At 59.1% G+C, this 15,024-nt stretch carries 17 protein-coding genes; 2 read left to right on the top strand and 15 right to left on the bottom strand.

The features are described from left to right. Positions 1–146: 146 nt before the first annotated feature. From queC to B4U49_RS04085, 15 genes are all read right to left on the bottom strand, one after another. The gene (queC, locus tag B4U49_RS04155) at positions 147–821 is read right to left on the bottom strand and encodes a 7-cyano-7-deazaguanine synthase QueC (RefSeq protein WP_078083314.1); all 675 of its coding nucleotides are present in this window, start codon (positions 819–821) and stop codon (positions 147–149) included. Between the two features lie 64 nt (positions 822–885). Further along, on the bottom strand, positions 886–1,572 hold the full coding sequence (gene queE / locus B4U49_RS04150) for a 7-carboxy-7-deazaguanine synthase QueE (RefSeq protein ID WP_078083313.1): 687 nt from the start codon (positions 1,570–1,572) through the stop codon (positions 886–888). Positions 1,573–1,754: 182 nt separating this feature from the next. Continuing rightward, entirely contained in the window at positions 1,755–2,585 is an 831-nt protein-coding gene (locus B4U49_RS04145; RefSeq protein WP_239692468.1) for a YbgF trimerization domain-containing protein, read from the bottom strand. A gap of 15 nt (positions 2,586–2,600) precedes the next feature. Next, entirely contained in the window at positions 2,601–3,080 is a 480-nt protein-coding gene (pal, locus tag B4U49_RS04140) for a peptidoglycan-associated lipoprotein Pal (RefSeq protein WP_078083311.1), read from the bottom strand. A gap of 134 nt (positions 3,081–3,214) precedes the next feature. Continuing rightward, positions 3,215–4,513 (bottom strand): Tol-Pal system beta propeller repeat protein TolB, encoded by a 1,299-nt coding sequence (tolB, locus tag B4U49_RS04135; protein ID WP_078083310.1) that lies wholly within the window; start codon positions 4,511–4,513, stop codon positions 3,215–3,217. Next, the gene (gene tolA, locus B4U49_RS04130) at positions 4,510–5,289 is read right to left on the bottom strand and encodes a cell envelope integrity protein TolA (protein ID WP_078083309.1); all 780 of its coding nucleotides are present in this window, start codon (positions 5,287–5,289) and stop codon (positions 4,510–4,512) included. Before tolA ends, tolB begins: the two co-directional genes overlap by 4 nt. 19 nt (positions 5,290–5,308) lie before the next feature. Further along, positions 5,309–5,740, bottom strand: a complete 432-nt coding sequence (tolR, locus tag B4U49_RS04125; RefSeq protein WP_078083308.1) for a protein TolR — start codon at positions 5,738–5,740, stop codon at positions 5,309–5,311. Between the two features lie 18 nt (positions 5,741–5,758). Then, positions 5,759–6,451, bottom strand: a complete 693-nt coding sequence (gene tolQ / locus B4U49_RS04120; protein ID WP_078083307.1) for a protein TolQ — start codon at positions 6,449–6,451, stop codon at positions 5,759–5,761. A 1-nt stretch (position 6,452) separates the two neighbouring features. After that, entirely contained in the window at positions 6,453–6,860 is a 408-nt protein-coding gene (ybgC, locus tag B4U49_RS04115) for a tol-pal system-associated acyl-CoA thioesterase (protein WP_078083306.1), read from the bottom strand. Positions 6,861–6,987: 127 nt separating this feature from the next. Then, the gene (gene ruvB, locus B4U49_RS04110; protein ID WP_078083305.1) at positions 6,988–8,007 is read right to left on the bottom strand and encodes a Holliday junction branch migration DNA helicase RuvB; all 1,020 of its coding nucleotides are present in this window, start codon (positions 8,005–8,007) and stop codon (positions 6,988–6,990) included. A gap of 17 nt (positions 8,008–8,024) precedes the next feature. Continuing rightward, entirely contained in the window at positions 8,025–8,636 is a 612-nt protein-coding gene (gene ruvA, locus B4U49_RS04105) for a Holliday junction branch migration protein RuvA (protein ID WP_078083304.1), read from the bottom strand. Between the two features lie 21 nt (positions 8,637–8,657). Beyond that, entirely contained in the window at positions 8,658–9,188 is a 531-nt protein-coding gene (ruvC, locus tag B4U49_RS04100) for a crossover junction endodeoxyribonuclease RuvC (RefSeq protein ID WP_143735522.1), read from the bottom strand. A gap of 163 nt (positions 9,189–9,351) precedes the next feature. After that, entirely contained in the window at positions 9,352–10,095 is a 744-nt protein-coding gene (locus B4U49_RS04095; protein WP_078083302.1) for a YebC/PmpR family DNA-binding transcriptional regulator, read from the bottom strand. A gap of 75 nt (positions 10,096–10,170) precedes the next feature. Continuing rightward, positions 10,171–11,949, bottom strand: a complete 1,779-nt coding sequence (gene aspS, locus B4U49_RS04090) for an aspartate--tRNA ligase (RefSeq protein WP_078083301.1) — start codon at positions 11,947–11,949, stop codon at positions 10,171–10,173. A 69-nt stretch (positions 11,950–12,018) separates the two neighbouring features. After that, positions 12,019–12,276: an FmdB family zinc ribbon protein gene (locus tag B4U49_RS04085; protein WP_078083315.1), complete on the bottom strand. Its 258-nt coding sequence runs from the start codon at positions 12,274–12,276 to the stop codon at positions 12,019–12,021. Between the two features lie 310 nt (positions 12,277–12,586). Here B4U49_RS04085 and B4U49_RS04080 point away from each other — a divergent pair, with 310 nt between their 5' ends. Both B4U49_RS04080 and B4U49_RS04075 read left to right on the top strand, forming a co-directional pair. Then, positions 12,587–13,018, top strand: a complete 432-nt coding sequence (locus B4U49_RS04080; RefSeq protein WP_078083300.1) for an HU family DNA-binding protein — start codon at positions 12,587–12,589, stop codon at positions 13,016–13,018. Positions 13,019–13,191: 173 nt separating this feature from the next. Beyond that, positions 13,192–14,922 carry a proline--tRNA ligase gene (locus B4U49_RS04075; RefSeq protein ID WP_078083299.1) on the top strand — a complete coding sequence of 577 codons (1,731 nt, stop codon included), beginning with the start codon at positions 13,192–13,194 and terminating at the stop codon, positions 14,920–14,922. Positions 14,923–15,024: the final 102 nt, after the last annotated feature.

Here is a 15,024-nt window from a genome sequence, read left to right as displayed (position 1 = left end):
TACCAACTGAGCTAACGACCCTTGACCCCTCAACCTGAGGAGCTGCGTATCTTACGGATCTAATCCGAAAACACAAGACCCGATTACAAAAAAATTTCCAACAAATATAAGGGGTTAGGAGCCCTCAGCTGAGACCATGAAAAACCTCAGGCGTAGACGGTCGGATCCGGCAGTCCCGCCTCGGCAAAGCCCGCTGCACGCAGGCGACAGCTGTCGCACCGGCCGCATGCGGCGCCACTGGCGTGGGCTTGGTAGCAGCTGACAGTGAGGCTGTAGTCCACGCCCAGCTCGGTACCGCGCTTAACGATATCGGCCTTGCTCATTTTCATCAGCGGCGCATGAATACTGAGCTTGCTGCCCTCGACACCGGCGCGCGTGGCCAGGTTGGCCATCCGCTCGAACGCCTCGATATATTCGGGACGACAATCCGGGTAACCAGAGTAGTCAACCGCATTCACACCCACAAAAATATCCTGTGCGCCCAGCACTTCGGCCCAGCCCAGGGCAATGGACAGGAATACGGTATTGCGCGCGGGGACATAGGTCACCGGAATACCGGAGGTTTCCTCTTCCGGCACATCGATGCTGTCGTCGGTGAGCGCCGAGCCGCCGATGACTCGCAGGTCCAGCTTGACCACCTTGTGCTCGCGGGCGTCCAGATCGGCCGCCACTCGCTGTGCGGCCATCAACTCCGCGCTGCTGCGCTGGCCGTAATCGAACCCGAGGGCATAGCACTGATACCCCTCGTTGCGCGCCATCGCCAGAACGGTGGCCGAATCGAGTCCACCGGACAGTAAAACTACCGCTTTTTTATCACCCATTTCTCACCCCGTTCTCAATTCGAATTGGTTTGCCGTGCCTGCGACTCCCCCCAGCCCCGTCCTGTCAGACGCCGGGAATGTCACCCCACAGCAACTTGTGCAACTGCATCTGCATGCGCACCGGCAGACCATCTTCCAGAATCCACTCCGCCAGTTGTCGCGCCGGCAACTGTTCGTAACTGGGAGAGAACAGTACTTCGCCCACCCGCTCGACAAGCTGGTACTGGTCCAGGGTAAACCTGGCCCATTCGTAGTCGGCACGGTCACAAATGACGAACTTGATCTGATCATTGGGGCCCAGCAGTGGAATGTTTTCCATACGGTTGCGCCCCTGTTCACCAGAGGCCGGCGTCTTCAGGTCGACGACCCGCGACACCCGAGAATCCACCGCATCCACCGGCATGGCGCCACTGGTTTCAAGCGACACACGGTAGCCGGCATCACACAGGGCCCGCAGCAGTGGCAGACAGTTTGGCTGCGCAAGCGGCTCGCCGCCGGTCACGCACACATGGCGCGCCGGATAACTCTGCACCTTCTGCAAAATCTCCGCCAGAGTCATACGCTCGCCACCGTAGAAAGCGTACTCGGAATCACAATAGGTACAGCGCAGCGGGCAGCCGGTCAGGCGCACGAATACCGTGGGCAGCCCGGAATCCCGCGCCTCCCCCTGCAGGGAATAGAAAAGCTCACTGATCCGGAGGGACTCTTCAGTCAAGTCAACCGCCGGTCGCTGTGTGTGTGTCTCGCCCATAATTCGCTGTTGCTGATTCTCTCGGCCGCTACGGCACAGTGCCAGAGACCCGTGCCACAAATAAAAACGCCCGGGAGGCCAATGCCACCCGGGCGCGGGATCATAGAGTTTTTTTGGTCACAAAACCAGCACCCCTGCAAGGCGCCCCTCAGGTTGCGCGCGTACAGGAATTCTTCAAGCCCTTACTGGAAGTTCTCCTGCAGGTACTGTTTTGCCAGTCCGGAGGCGCGCGCGTCGCTCGCAGCCACCTGCTCCAGCAACTCTTTGGCCTTGGCATCGTCACCCAGCTGGTGGTACACGGTACCTAGCTTGTAGCGACCATCCCAAACCTTGCTGGAGTTGGGGTAACCATCCAGCAACGCCACAAACCAGGTGCGGGCTTCTTCCACATTCCCCTGCACCAGCGCAATTTCACCCAGCCAGTAGTTGGCATTGGGGGCATACTGGCCGTTAGGGAAATCGTCCAGCAGGCTCTTGAACGCCTTGCTGGCTCCGGTGTAATCGCCACTGCGGGCGAGACCAAAGCTCGCCTGATAGCGATCGCGCTCGCTCTCACTGGCGACCGGCGCGCTGTCGTTGCCATTGGCAGCCGGTTGCTGGGTACCGGGAGTACTGCCACCGGCATCACCGCTGTCCGGTGCGTCGCTCGCAGGCGTGTCACCGGTAAGCTTGGAGATACGGCGATCGAGGTCCATATAATCTTCGGTGCGCTGCTGGCGCAACCGCTTGACCTCGTGCTTCAACTCTTCCACCGCGCCACGCAGCTCCTGTACTTCCTGCTGCAATACTTGCATCTGGTAGTAGGCTTCGGCCTGCGGATTCGCCTGCAGGCGCCCGGCCGAGGCTTCGGTCCGGCTGGCCAACTGGGGATAACTGGGCGGGGGTGGGGTTGCATTCCCCTGGTTAACACTGCCACTTCCGGACAGATCGACAACCGGGGCCTGCGCTAAAACGGGCGAAGCCGCAGCCATAAAGGCTGCGGCTACCGCGATACTTCTAATCAAAAAAGACAATTGTCTACTTCCAGATTAGTTGATTACCACGCGACGGTTCATGGCACGGGCGCTTTCGCTGGAGCCTTCCTGAGCAGGACGCTCTTCACCGTAGCTGATCACTTCCAGGTTAGCAGCGTTCACGCCTTGCAGTACCAGGAAATCGCGAACGGCGTTGGCACGACGCTCACCCAGGGCCAGGTTGTATTCACGGGTGCCCAGTTCGTCAGCGTGGCCTTCCAGACGTACGGTTCCAGTGGTGGCGGCGCGCATACGATCCGCGTGCTTGATCAGCAGCTCACGGGTAGAAGGCTTCAGCAGGCTCTGGTCGAAGTCGAAGTAAACGACGTTGTCCAGAGGAACTGCAACTTCCTGTACCGGAGTCTCTTCAACTACCGGGGGAGGAGTGGTGTCGACCATGGCATTGCCAGTGTCTTCGGTATCGGTGCTGGAACAACCAGCCATTACTGCCAGTACGCAAGCCAGGCCAAGGCCGGTTTTTACTGATTTGAACATAAACAACTCCGCTTTAGTGTTATCGAAAAATCCTGTAAGACTTTAAAAACCCGTATTAAATCAGGGTTCGACTTTTTCTTATTTGTTTGATCTCACACATCGCGCAATTAAATGTGATTGCACGAGGTACTGCATCAATCAAAGTAAGGCGACCACGCCGGCTCGCGGACATTTCCCTGCTGAGAAGGCAGGCTGTATTTCACCCCGGCATCCAGCGACACCGCAGCTAGAATACCCTTGCTCCCCCGCTTGGTGGCGTACATCAGCATTGCGCCGTTGGGCGCAATGCTTGGGGATTCGTCCAGGCGCGTCTCCGTAAGAACACGCATTCTGCCGGAAACGATATCCATCGTAGCGATGGTAAATACCCCCCTGCTACGATGCACCATTACCAGCGTTTTGCCATCGGGGGAAACCCGCGGACGCGCGTTGTAGTCGCCATCGAAGGTTAAGCGGTCGACTTGACCCGTGGCAAGAGTCAATTGATAAATTTGTGGCTTACCTCCCCTATCGGAAGTGAAAACCAGTGATTTTCCATCCGGCATCCAGTTCGGCTCGGTATCGATAGAGAAGTGGCGGGTCATCCGGGTGAACCTGCCAGTAGCCAGGTCAAGGACATAGATCTCAGGATTGCCATCTTTTGACAGCACCATGGCGAGCTTGGAACCGTCCGGCGACCAGGTAGGCGAGCTGTTCAGCCCCTTGAAGTTGGTCAGCTGCTGGCGCGCGCCGGAGCGCAGGTTCTCGCGAAAGATGGCCGGACGACCTGTCTCAAATGACACATAGGCCACTTCCTGGCCATTCGGCGACCAGCTGGGAGACATCACCGGCGCACTGAAACGACGGATCTGGCGGGCGCGAGCGCCGTCGATATCCGACAGCATCAGCGCATAGCTGGGCTGACCGCCGCGCTGGGTTTCCTGTACGTATACCATCTGGGTGCCGAAAGCGCCGCGGATACCGGTAATGGCCTCAAAAATTTCATCTGCCGCCCGGTGTGCGATATCACGCAGCTGCTGCGCGCCGCCGGTGACCTGCTTGGTAAACACCTTGCGCTGACCGAAGATGTTCACCAGGTCAAAGCTCAACAGATAACCACTTGCCTGCGGCTGTATACGGCCGGTCACTACATATTCGGCCCCCAAAATACGCCAGTCGCGGAAACTGACCTCTTCCGGCGTCTTTGGGAAGGAAAGCATGTCAGTACGGGGGATCGGCGCGATCAGGCCGCTGCGGCGCAGATCGGAAGACACAATTGAAGCAACATCTTCCGCCAACACACCGCTGCCGGACCAGTCAAACGGCACTACCGCCACCGGCGTAGGGTTGTCGGTACCATCGTCAATTTCAACCACCAGCTGCGCCTGGGCGGATACCGCCAGCACACAACCAAGTAGTGTCGTAAAGAGAAGTGAGACTGTTTTTTTCATCATTGGCGCAGGCCTTCGACTCTGAATATCAGTTTGGTGGTTCGTATCTGGCGCTCAAACAGCGACGGTTCTTCACGGGCAACATCAGCCACTTCGGGGAACACCTCTACCTTCTTGACCGCAGTTAACACCGATCTATCCACAGCGGGATTACCGCTGCCTTTGGTAATAGTGGAGGCGACCACCCTACCGGTGGGGACAAAGCTGATCTGCACCTCCACCACCATGCCATTGCGAGCACTTGGCGGCCGGCTCCAGACTTGCACGATTCGCTGACGGATCGCCTGGGCAACCGACATGACCGCAGCGGAATCGTCGCTGGCTTCCTGCAGCTCCTCTTCGTCTTCCAGCGCCTCCTCAAAAGCGCTCTGGCGCTCCTGCTCGAGCTGCTCCTTGCGCTCCCTGTCTTTGCGCTCTTTTTCCTTGCGGGCTTTCTCTTCCGCCTCGCGCTTCTTCTTGGCCTCTTCTGCCTTGCGCTTCTTGGCGGCGTCTTCTTTCTTTTTGCGCTCGGCGGCAGCTTTGCGCTTCTTCGCTTCCGCGGCCTCGCGGCGCTGGCGCTCCAGCTCCTGCTGGCGGCGCTTCTCCCGCAGATCCACCTTGGGCGGCGCTTTGGGCTTGTCGGATTTGGACTCCAACTGCACCAGTTTGGCCTGCACGAACTTCGGCATGGGCTTGAGCTCACGCTTGTGTTCGGCTTCCCAGCCAAAGGTCAGCACCGCGATCAAAGCCGCGTGTAATGCCACACTGATAACGATAGCCGGGCCGTAGGAGCCTTTCATAGTTGCCTCTTGCCCCGAATCACTCTGACGGCGGCTCGGTGACCAGCCCAACACTGGGCGCACCGGCCTGTTGCAGCTGGGTCATGGCGCCGACGATCAGGCCGTACTTGGCATCGGTATCCCCCCACACCAGCACCGGCGTTTTCGGCTTCTGGCGCAGCACCTTGGCCACAGTTTCCTTGATTTCCTTGAGGGGCTTGGCAGCCTTCTCATCGTCACCAAGGTTCAGGTAATAGGTGCCATCCGCGCGCACAGAGATGATCAGCGGCTCATCATCGGTATCGTCAATGGGAGCCGAAGGCGCATCGGGCAGATCCACCTTCACCCCTTGCATCAACAGCGGCGCGGTCACCATAAATACGATCAACAGCACCAGCATCACGTCGATGTAGGGCACCACATTGATCTCGGAGACCAGTTTGCGCTTGGTCGCTTTGCGAAAGTTACTCATGGCTTCGCTCTCGGCGCCTTAGCTGGCGGCGTGCACTTTGCGGTGGAGAATCGAGGAGAACTCCTCGGCGAAGGTCTCGTAGCTGGACAGCAACCACTCAGCCCTGGCGGAATAGCGGTTGTACGCCATCACCGCAGGGATAGCAGCGAACAGGCCCATGGCCGTGGCTACCAGGGCCTCGGAGATACCCGGAGCTACGGTGGCAATGGTCGCCTGGTGCATGGTGGCGAGGCCACGGAAGGAGTTCATGATCCCCCACACGGTGCCGAACAGGCCGATATACGGGCTCACGGAACCGACGGTGGCGAGGAACGGCAGGTTCATTTCCACCTTTTCCTGCTCCCGGGACATGGCCACACGCATAGCGCGCTCAGTGCCTTCCATCACCGCCGCGGGGCTGCTTTTGCCCTGCTGGCGCAGACGGGTGAATTCGGTAAAGCCGGCGCGGAACAGGGATTCCACCCCGTCGATCTTGCCCTTTTCCGCCGCAGCATTGCCGTCTCGGAACAGCTGGTTCAGATCCGCTCCGGACCAGAACTTGCGTTCGAAATTGATCAGCGACTTGCGCGCCCGCGACAGATAGCTACCGCGCTGGATGATCATTACCCAGGAAATCACCGAGGCCAGCAGGAGCATCAGCATCACCAACTGCACCAACAGACTGGCGCTGGAAATCAGGCCCCACAGGGAAAGTTGTTCACCGGCATTCATGTTATCGACTCACTGCCTTCAATGCTTGATAAATGGTTTCAGGTAATGCGCAGGGTTTGCGGCTGGCATCGTCCACGCAGGCGACTTTGACCACACCCTCACAAATAATTTCATTGCCACGCCAGATTTTCTGCTCGAAAGTAACCGCGGCTCGCCCGAGCTTGCCAATGGCGGCGGAAGCTCGCAGCTGATCATCCAGTATTGCAGACCGCCGATACTGAACCTCGGCTGAATGCACCACCAGTAACAACCCCTGCTGCGGTATGGCGGGCTTATCATAGCCGAGAGAACGGACCAATTCTGTGCGCGCCCGCTCCATATACTTTAAATAATTGACGTAATAGACGATTCCGCCAGCGTCCGTATCCTCGATATAGACGCGAATGGGAATGGAGAAAGGTTCTGACACACACCGTCCTTAAATTACCGACCGCGAACGCGTTTTTGTTGTAGAAAGCGGTTTGGGACGCACCGGCACGGTTTCGAGACCGCGGACCGGCGACGACAGGACATGCTACAGGATCGTGAACGCTTCGTCAGGTGCGGTCTGGCTTGGGAATGCCGAAGTGCTCGTAGGCCAGCGCGGTAACCACCCGCCCACGCGGGGTGCGCGCGAGATAGCCCTGCTGGATCAGGTAGGGCTCCAGCACGTCTTCGATGGTATCGCGCTCCTCACTCACTGCCGCCGCCAGGCTATCGACGCCCACCGGGCCGCCATCGAACTTCTCGATCATGGTCAGCAACACACGGCGGTCGAGCTGGTCGAAGCCACTGGCATCCACATTCAGCATGTTGAGCGCGCTGTCGGCGGTCTGCGCGCAGACATGGCCATTGCCCTTCACTTCCGCGTAGTCCCGCACGCGGCGCAGCAGGCGATTGGCAATACGCGGCGTACCGCGGGCGCGGCGCGCGACCTCGTGGGCCCCGCCCTGGTCCATTTCCACGCCCATCAATCCGGCGGAGCGGGCGACAATGCTGGTCAGGTCCTCGACACTGTAGAACTCGAGACGCTGCACAATGCCAAAGCGGTCGCGCAGGGGCGAGGTGAGAAGGCCGGCGCGCGTGGTCGCACCCACCAGGGTAAACGGCGGCAGGTCGAGCTTGATGGAGCGCGCTGCGGGTCCCTCACCGATCATGATATCGAGCTGGTAGTCCTCCATCGCCGGGTACAGCACTTCTTCCACGTGGGGGCTGAGACGGTGGATTTCGTCGATAAACAGCACATCCCCGGGCTCGAGATTGGTCATGATGGCGGCCAGATCGCCAGCCTTTTCCAGCACGGGGCCGGAGGTGGTTTTGATCGCCACGCCCATTTCCGCCGCAATAATATTGGCGAGGGTGGTCTTGCCCAGGCCCGGCGGGCCGAACACCAGGGTGTGATCCAGGGCTTCTTTGCGCAGTTTGGCCGCCTGGATAAAGATTTCCATCTGCTCCCGCACCACTGGCTGGCCGACATAGTCGGACAGGGTCTTCGGGCGCACGGCGCGGTCGTACTGCTCTTCCTGGCCGGTGGGGCCGATGGGTTCAGGGGCGATCAGGCGATCAGCTTCAATCACGGGAGTATCTCGATTCTTTATGCGGGGGCCATGCTTTTGAGGGCGAGGCGAATCAGGGTGGCGCTGTCGGCTTCCGGCTGCTCTTTGGCGGCCCGCGCGACCATTTTGGTGGCATCGGTAGGTTTGTAACCCAGTGCGGCAAGCGCGCTTTCCGCCTCACCGGCATGGTCGATCACGGGCTCGGCATTGGTCGACATCAGCGGGATGTCGCCAAGATCACCGGTTTGCGGGGTGAGCTTGCCGCGCAGCTCAATGATCAGGCGCTCGGCAGTTTTCTTGCCCACGCCGGGCACTTTCACCAATGCGCCCACGTTGTCATCGGCGACACAACGGGCCAAGGCCGCGCCATCGAGGCCGGACAAAATCGCCAGCGCCATTTTTGGGCCGACGCCGTTCACCTTGATCAGGGTCCGGAACAGCTGACGGTCGGATTCGCGGATAAAGCCAAACAACTGCTGGGAGGTTTCCGATACCGCCAGATGGGTATGCAGCTGTACACCGCCCCCCAGTTGCGGCAGCTCGAAAATGGTGGTCATGGGGGCCAGGACTTCGTAGCCCACACCCTGCACGTCCACCAGCAATTGCGGTGGCTGGATGGCGGCAAGAACGCCGGTCAGTCTTCCGATCATTATTTTTCCAGATTTTTTACGTTAGGTAATACTCAAACGACCACGCCGGAATCGGGCCCGACTTCCCGCCGAGGACTGGATCAGGGTCTGCATGGTATGCATGTGACACAGCGCCACCGCCAGTGCATCCGCAGCATCCTCCTGGGGTGAAGCGGGTAATTTCAGCAGGGTTTTGACCATGTGCTGCACTTGCAGCTTGTCTGCACCACCGTTGCCCACCACCGCCTGCTTGACCTTGCGCGCCTCATACTCGGCTACCGGCAAGTCTGCATGGGTACCAGCAACGATCGCCGCGCCCCGCGCCTGGCCCAGTTTGAGCGCAGAGCCTGCACTCTTTGCCATAAACACATTTTCGATGGCCATCTGCTGCGGCTGGTACTGCTGGGCGATCTGGCTTACCGCGTCGAAAATCAGCTTCAGGCGCTCGGGCAGAGGGCCGTCGGGCAGCTTGATCACACCACTGGCAACGTAGCGTGCCGCGGAGCGCTCGATATCAATCACGCCGTAACCAGTCTTGCGCGAGCCGGGATCTATCCCCAGAATTCGGGTCACGGCAGCCAGCCCCCTGTACATTTATACAATTGTTGCGGGAAGTGTCCCAAGGCCGCGGCGGGGCGTCAAGGCTGACTGCGAGGTACGCGGTGAAAGAAGGCAGCGGGCAGATACAAAAATGCCCCGGCAAAGCGGGGCATTTCAATATCGACGGTGAAAACCGTCAGCCGAGTTCGGCCATCACCTCTTCCGGGATATCCGCGTTGGTGAACACACTCTGCACATCATCGAGGTCTTCCAGCATATCCACCAGCGCCAGCACCTTCTCGGCACCATCCTTGTCCAGCGGAATTGTCGTCGACGGAATCATCGAGATCTCAGCATTGTCCGGTTTGAAACCCGCCTCGCCCAGCGCGTCTTTTACCGACATGTAATCGGTAAATTCGGTGGTCACCTCGATACTGCCATCGTCGTTGGTTTCAATATCTTCGGCGCCGGCTTCCAGTGCAGCCTCCATCAACGCATCCTCATCCGCACCCGGCTCGTAGTACATCTGGCCTTTGCGGGAGAAGAGGTAGGCAACGGAGCCATCGGTACCCAGATTGCCACCGCGCTTGGTGAAGGCGTGGCGCACTTCTGCCACGGTGCGGTTGCGGTTGTCGGTCAGGCATTCCACCAGCACGGCGACGCCACCGACACCGTACCCCTCATAGGTAACAGCCTCGTAGTTGTCACCGTCCGCATTGCCCGCGCCGCGAGCAATGGCCTTGTCGATGGTATCGCGCTTCATGTTGGCCCCAAGGGCCTTGTCGATGGTGGCGCGCAGGGTCGGGTTGTCCTCAGGGTTAGGGCCAGACTTCGCAGCAACAGTCAGTTCGCGAATGATCTTGGTGAAAATCTTGCCCCGCTTGGCGTCCTGGGCCGCTTTGCGGTGCTTGATATTGGCCCATTTACTGTGTCCCGCCATCTAAATCTCTCCGGTATTGCTCCGTTTGTGACTTTTATGGGTGCGCCTGCCGCACAGGCGCTTCCGTAGTTTCGCTTATCCCACCTGCTCTTCTTTGGCGCGCAGGCGAATGCTGAGTTCGCGCAATTGCTTGGCGTCCACAGCTCCCGGTGCGTCGGTCATCACACAGGCCGCGCTCTGGGTTTTGGGGAAGGCGATGACGTCGCGGATAGAGTCGCTGTCGGTCATCAGCATCACCAGGCGGTCGAGACCAAAGGCGAGACCACCGTGGGGGGGCGCGCCGTATTTGAGTGCGTCCAGCAGGAAGCCGAACTTCTCGCGCTGCTCCTCGGCACTGATACCCAGCGCGCGGAACACCACCTGCTGCATCTCCTGATTGTGGATACGGATGGAACCGCCACCCAGCTCGGTGCCGTTCAGCACCATATCGTATGCGCGGGACAGCGCTTCCAGCGGGTTCTTCTCCAGCTCTTCCGCGGAGCAGGACGGCGCAGTGAACGGGTGGTGCAGCGCGGTAACACTGCCGTCGTCGTTCTCTTCAAACATCGGGAAGTCCACCACCCACAGCGGCGCCCACTCGGACACGTACAGGTTCAGGTCTTCACCCAGCTTACAACGCAGGGCACCCAGAGCCTCGGAAACGACCTTGCCCTTGTCGGAGCCGAAGAAGATCAGATCGCCATTTTCCGCCTGTACGCGGTCCAGAATCGCCGCGCGCACGTCGTTCGGCAGGAACTTGACGATCGGCGACTGCAGGCCGTTTTCCAGGTCGGACTTGTCATTGACCTTAATATAGGCCAAACCCTTGGCACCGTAGATGGAGACATACTTGGTGTAGTCGTCGATCTGCTTGCGGGTCAGCTTGTCATTGCCACCGGGCACTTTCAGTGCGGTAACGCGACCCTTGGGATCGTTGGCCGGGCCGGAGAACACCTTGAACTCCACCTCGGTCATCAGGTCCTTGATGTCCACCAGCTCAAGCGGGATACGCAGGTCCGGCTTGTCGGAGCCGAACTTCGCCATCGCCTCGGAGAATGGCATGCGCGGGAATTCGCCCAGCTCAATGCCTTTCAACTCCTTGAACAGTTTGCGGATCATGCCCTCGGTGATGGACATGATGGCGTTTTCGTCGAGGAACGCGGTCTCAATATCGATCTGGGTAAATTCCGGCTGACGGTCTGCGCGCAGGTCTTCGTCGCGGAAACACTTGGCAATCTGGTAGTAACGGTCGAAACCGGAAACCATTAGCAGCTGCTTGAACAGCTGCGGGGACTGCGGCAGGGCGAAGAATTTGCCACCGTGGGTACGGCTCGGCACCAGATAGTCACGGGCACCTTCCGGGGTCGCACGGGTGAGGATCGGGGTCTCGATATCCAGGAAACCCTCGCCGTCCAGGTAGTTGCGGATGGCGTTGGTGATCTGCGAGCGGAAACGCAGGTTGCGCTGCATTTCGGTGCGGCGCAGGTCCAGATAGCGGTACTTCAACCGCACATCTTCACCTACCGCGGTGTGCTCATCCAGCTGGAAAGGCGGGGTTTCGGCGCTGTTGAGGATCTCCAGCTGCAGGCCGTAAACCTCAATTTCGCCAGTGGCCATGTTGGGGTTTACCGCTTCCGGGGCGCGAGCGCGCACGCGGCCGGTGACCTTCAGTACATACTCGCTGCGCACGCGGTCGGCGAGCTCGAAGTGCTCTGCAGCATCCGGGTCAAACACTACCTGCGCAATACCGTCGCGGTCGCGCAGATCGATAAAGATCACCCCGCCGTGATCGCGGCGGCGGTCTACCCAGCCACACAGGGTTACTTCGCGGTCAATATCGGCGGATCGCAGGGCGCCACAGTAGTCGGTGCGCATGGAGTCTTATTCCCTTAGTAGTGTTTCAATTCTGCTTGCTGTCTGTCCCAGCTGTGGGTTCGGCGTCGCTCAGCTGGCTTTGGATTCTGTGCCGCCACCACTACCGGTGGATTTGGCGGCATCACCGGCAAGATTTTTCTTGCTGCCGGTTTTGAAGTCGGTCTCGTACCAGCCGCCCCCCTTGAGGCGGAATCCGGCGGCACTGATCTGTTTGCTCAGTTCCGCTTTGTTACATGCGGGGCAATCTGTCAGCGGAGCATCGCTCATACGCTGCAGGGCTTCCATCTGATGGCCACAGGCCTGGCACTGGTATTCGTAGATAGGCATCGCTTGTACCCAGATCTCACTGAATATAAAGGGGCGCAGATTATACATGAGCACCCGCGAGGGAAGAAGAAGGCAGTTATCCGCAGACACGCTGTGCTTCCGGAGACGGGGGATAGCGGTATTTGAGGGCCATTTTTCGAGCAAACCCCTGTAAAAAAGCACTTTTTTTCTGTTTTTACCCCGTGCGTGCGGACAAAAACTGGATATACTTCAGCTCAGTACTTGGGTACGCCCTTGCCCCGCAGCCGGGCGAACCTTGTTGTACATACACTTTCACTGGAAAAAACACCTATATAGAAGGAAGCTAACTATGGCCGCGAAGAAGAAAGCAGCAGCTAAGAAAGCCCCCGCCAAGAAGACTGCAGCCAAGAAGGCTCCAGCCAAGAAAGCAGCAGCCAAGGCCGCACCCAAGGCCAAGAAAGTGACTGCAATCAAAGAGAAGTACACCAAAACCCAGATTCTGAACCAGATTGCCGAAAACACCGAGCTTTCCCGCAAGCAGGTTCAGTCTGTTCTGGACGAGCTGACCGATCTGATCGAAGGCCATGTGAAGAAGCGCGCAGTAGGCGAATTTGCGCTGCCGGGCCTGATGAAGATCACCACCGTGAAGAAGCCTGCCAAGAAGGCGCGCAAGGGTATCAACCCCTTCACTGGCGAAGAGACCGTATTCAAGGCCAAGCCTGCGAGCATCCAGGTCAAGGTTCGCCCGCTGAAGAAGCTGAAGGAAATGGCCGAATCCTAAGATTTGCCACTTTCAGCCAGGAAAACCCCGCTTCTGCGGGGTTTTCTGTTTTTGGGACCAGGGAGTAGAGACGCTGCAGATATACGCGAGGCGCGTCCGCCCCTACCAAAACCCCTGCCCACCGGCGTAAAATGGCCGCCCTTTAAAATTCATAGACACTAAAAGAAAGCACTATGCGCGCATCCCGCTATCTGATCGCCACCCAGAAAGAAACCCCAAATGACGCCGTGGTCATTAGCCACCAGCTGATGCTGCGCGCCGGCATGATCCGCCGCCTGTCCTCCGGCCTTTACACCTGGCTGCCCACTGGCCTGCGGGTATTGCGCAAGGTGGAAAAAATTGTGCGCGAGGAAATGAACAACGCGGGTGCGCTGGAAGTACTGATGCCGGTGGTACAGCCCTCTGAACTGTGGGAAGAGTCTGGCCGCTGGCAGCAGTACGGCCCCGAACTGCTGCGCATCCAGGATCGTCACGACAATGCTTTCTGCCTGGGCCCCACCCACGAGGAAGTGATCACCGACCTGATCCGCACCGAGGTGAACAGCTACAAGCAGCTACCGGCGAACTTCTACCAGATACAGACCAAGTTCCGCGACGAGATCCGCCCGCGCTTCGGCGTGATGCGCGCGCGCGAGTTCACCATGAAGGATGCGTACTCCTTCCACCTGAACGCGGACTCACTGCAGGAAACCTACGATGTGATGCACGATGCCTATTGCCGCATCTTCGACCGCATCGGCCTGGATTACCGTCCGGTACTCGCGGATACCGGCTCCATCGGCGGTTCCCACTCCCATGAATTCCACGTGCTGGCCCAGAGTGGCGAGGACGATATTGCCTTCTCTTCCGAGAGTCGCTACGCAGCCAATGTGGAGCTGGCAGAGGCAGTTGCACCGGCGGGCGATCGCCCCGCGGCAAGTAAGGCCATGGAGGAGCTGCACACACCGGGTCAGAAGACCATCGCAGCTCTGGAAGAGGCCTTCGGCATTCCGGCAAATGCGTCGGTAAAAACCCTGATTGTGCTCGGGGAAACCGAGGAAGAAGATGCAACCGCGCCGCTGGTCGCACTGGTACTGCGCGGGGATCACGATCTGAACGAGCTGAAGGCCGAGAAATTGCCCGGCGTAGCCAGCCCGTTGACGTTTGCACCGGAAGCGCGCATCGCTGAAGAACTGGGTTGCGGCATCGGCTCCCTCGGCCCTGTGGGCCTGGAGATTGAAGTACTGGTGGATCGCGCTGCGGCACATCTGGCAGATTTCGTGTGTGGCGCCAATAAGGATGACTACCACCTGACCGGTGTTAACTGGGAGCGCGATGTGGCGCTGAAGCAGGTTGAAGATCTGCGCAATGTGGTTCCCGGCGATGCCAGCCCGGATGGCCAGGGCACCCTGGAGATCAAGCGCGGTATCGAAGTCGGCCATATTTTCCAGTTGGGCACCAAATACAGCGAGGCGATGAATGCGTCGGTGCTGGATGAGAACGGCAAGGAGCAGGTGATGACCATGGGTTGCTATGGCATCGGTGTTTCACGGGTGGTGGCTGCGGCGATCGAGCAGAACCACGACGATGCAGGCATCATCTGGCCGGAAGCGATTGCACCGTTCCAGCTGGCAATTGTGCCGATCAATATGCACAAGAGCGAGGCGGTGCAGCAGAAATGTGAGCACATTTACGAGGCGCTGACCGCCAAGGGTATCGATGTGCTGCTGATGGACGAGCCCAAGGCGCGCCTGGGCGGGATGCTCGCGGATACGGAACTGATGGGTATTCCGCGCCGTATCGTGGTGGGCGACCGCGGTCTGGAGAAAGGCAACATTGAATACAAGGGCCGCCGCGATTCCGAGAACCAGGAGTTCTCCGCGGACCAGATCATCGATACCTTGCTGGAAATGATCCCGCACTAAACTCTCCCCCGCCTACTTACAAAGCCCTTTGTCGTGCTTCGTAAGTTAGCTCAGTGGCGGCCAAGCACTGGCTGGAGGGTTTCAGGACCGCTGTGAATACAT

The sequence above is a fragment of the Microbulbifer mangrovi genome, assembly GCF_002009015.1.
Classification (GTDB): domain Bacteria; phylum Pseudomonadota; class Gammaproteobacteria; order Pseudomonadales; family Cellvibrionaceae; genus Microbulbifer; species Microbulbifer mangrovi.
Note: the sequence above shows the minus strand (reverse complement) of the source record. Positions and strands in the feature narration are given on the sequence as shown.

Bases quoted from the DNA above. Each gene is read 5' to 3' on its own strand.
- tolA (WP_078083309.1), bottom strand. From the start codon at position 5,289: ATGAAAGGCTCCTACGGCCCGGCTATCGTTATCAGTGTGGCATTACAC.
- ruvA (WP_078083304.1), bottom strand. From the start codon at position 8,636: ATGATCGGAAGACTGACCGGCGTTCTTGCCGCCATCCAGCCACCGCAA.
- B4U49_RS04085 (WP_078083315.1), bottom strand. From the start codon at position 12,276: ATGCCTATCTACGAATACCAGTGCCAGGCCTGTGGCCATCAGATGGAA.
- queC (WP_078083314.1), bottom strand. From the start codon at position 821: ATGGGTGATAAAAAAGCGGTAGTTTTACTGTCCGGTGGACTCGATTCG.
- tolR (WP_078083308.1), bottom strand. From the start codon at position 5,740: ATGAGTAACTTTCGCAAAGCGACCAAGCGCAAACTGGTCTCCGAGATC.
- queE (WP_078083313.1), bottom strand. From the start codon at position 1,572: ATGGGCGAGACACACACACAGCGACCGGCGGTTGACTTGACTGAAGAG.
- tolQ (WP_078083307.1), bottom strand. From the start codon at position 6,451: ATGAATGCCGGTGAACAACTTTCCCTGTGGGGCCTGATTTCCAGCGCC.
- aspS (WP_078083301.1), bottom strand. From the start codon at position 11,949: ATGCGCACCGACTACTGTGGCGCCCTGCGATCCGCCGATATTGACCGC.
- pal (WP_078083311.1), bottom strand. From the start codon at position 3,080: ATGTTCAAATCAGTAAAAACCGGCCTTGGCCTGGCTTGCGTACTGGCA.
- tolB (WP_078083310.1), bottom strand. From the start codon at position 4,513: ATGATGAAAAAAACAGTCTCACTTCTCTTTACGACACTACTTGGTTGT.
- B4U49_RS04075 (WP_078083299.1), top strand. From the start codon at position 13,192: ATGCGCGCATCCCGCTATCTGATCGCCACCCAGAAAGAAACCCCAAAT.
- B4U49_RS04095 (WP_078083302.1), bottom strand. From the start codon at position 10,095: ATGGCGGGACACAGTAAATGGGCCAATATCAAGCACCGCAAAGCGGCC.
- B4U49_RS04080 (WP_078083300.1), top strand. From the start codon at position 12,587: ATGGCCGCGAAGAAGAAAGCAGCAGCTAAGAAAGCCCCCGCCAAGAAG.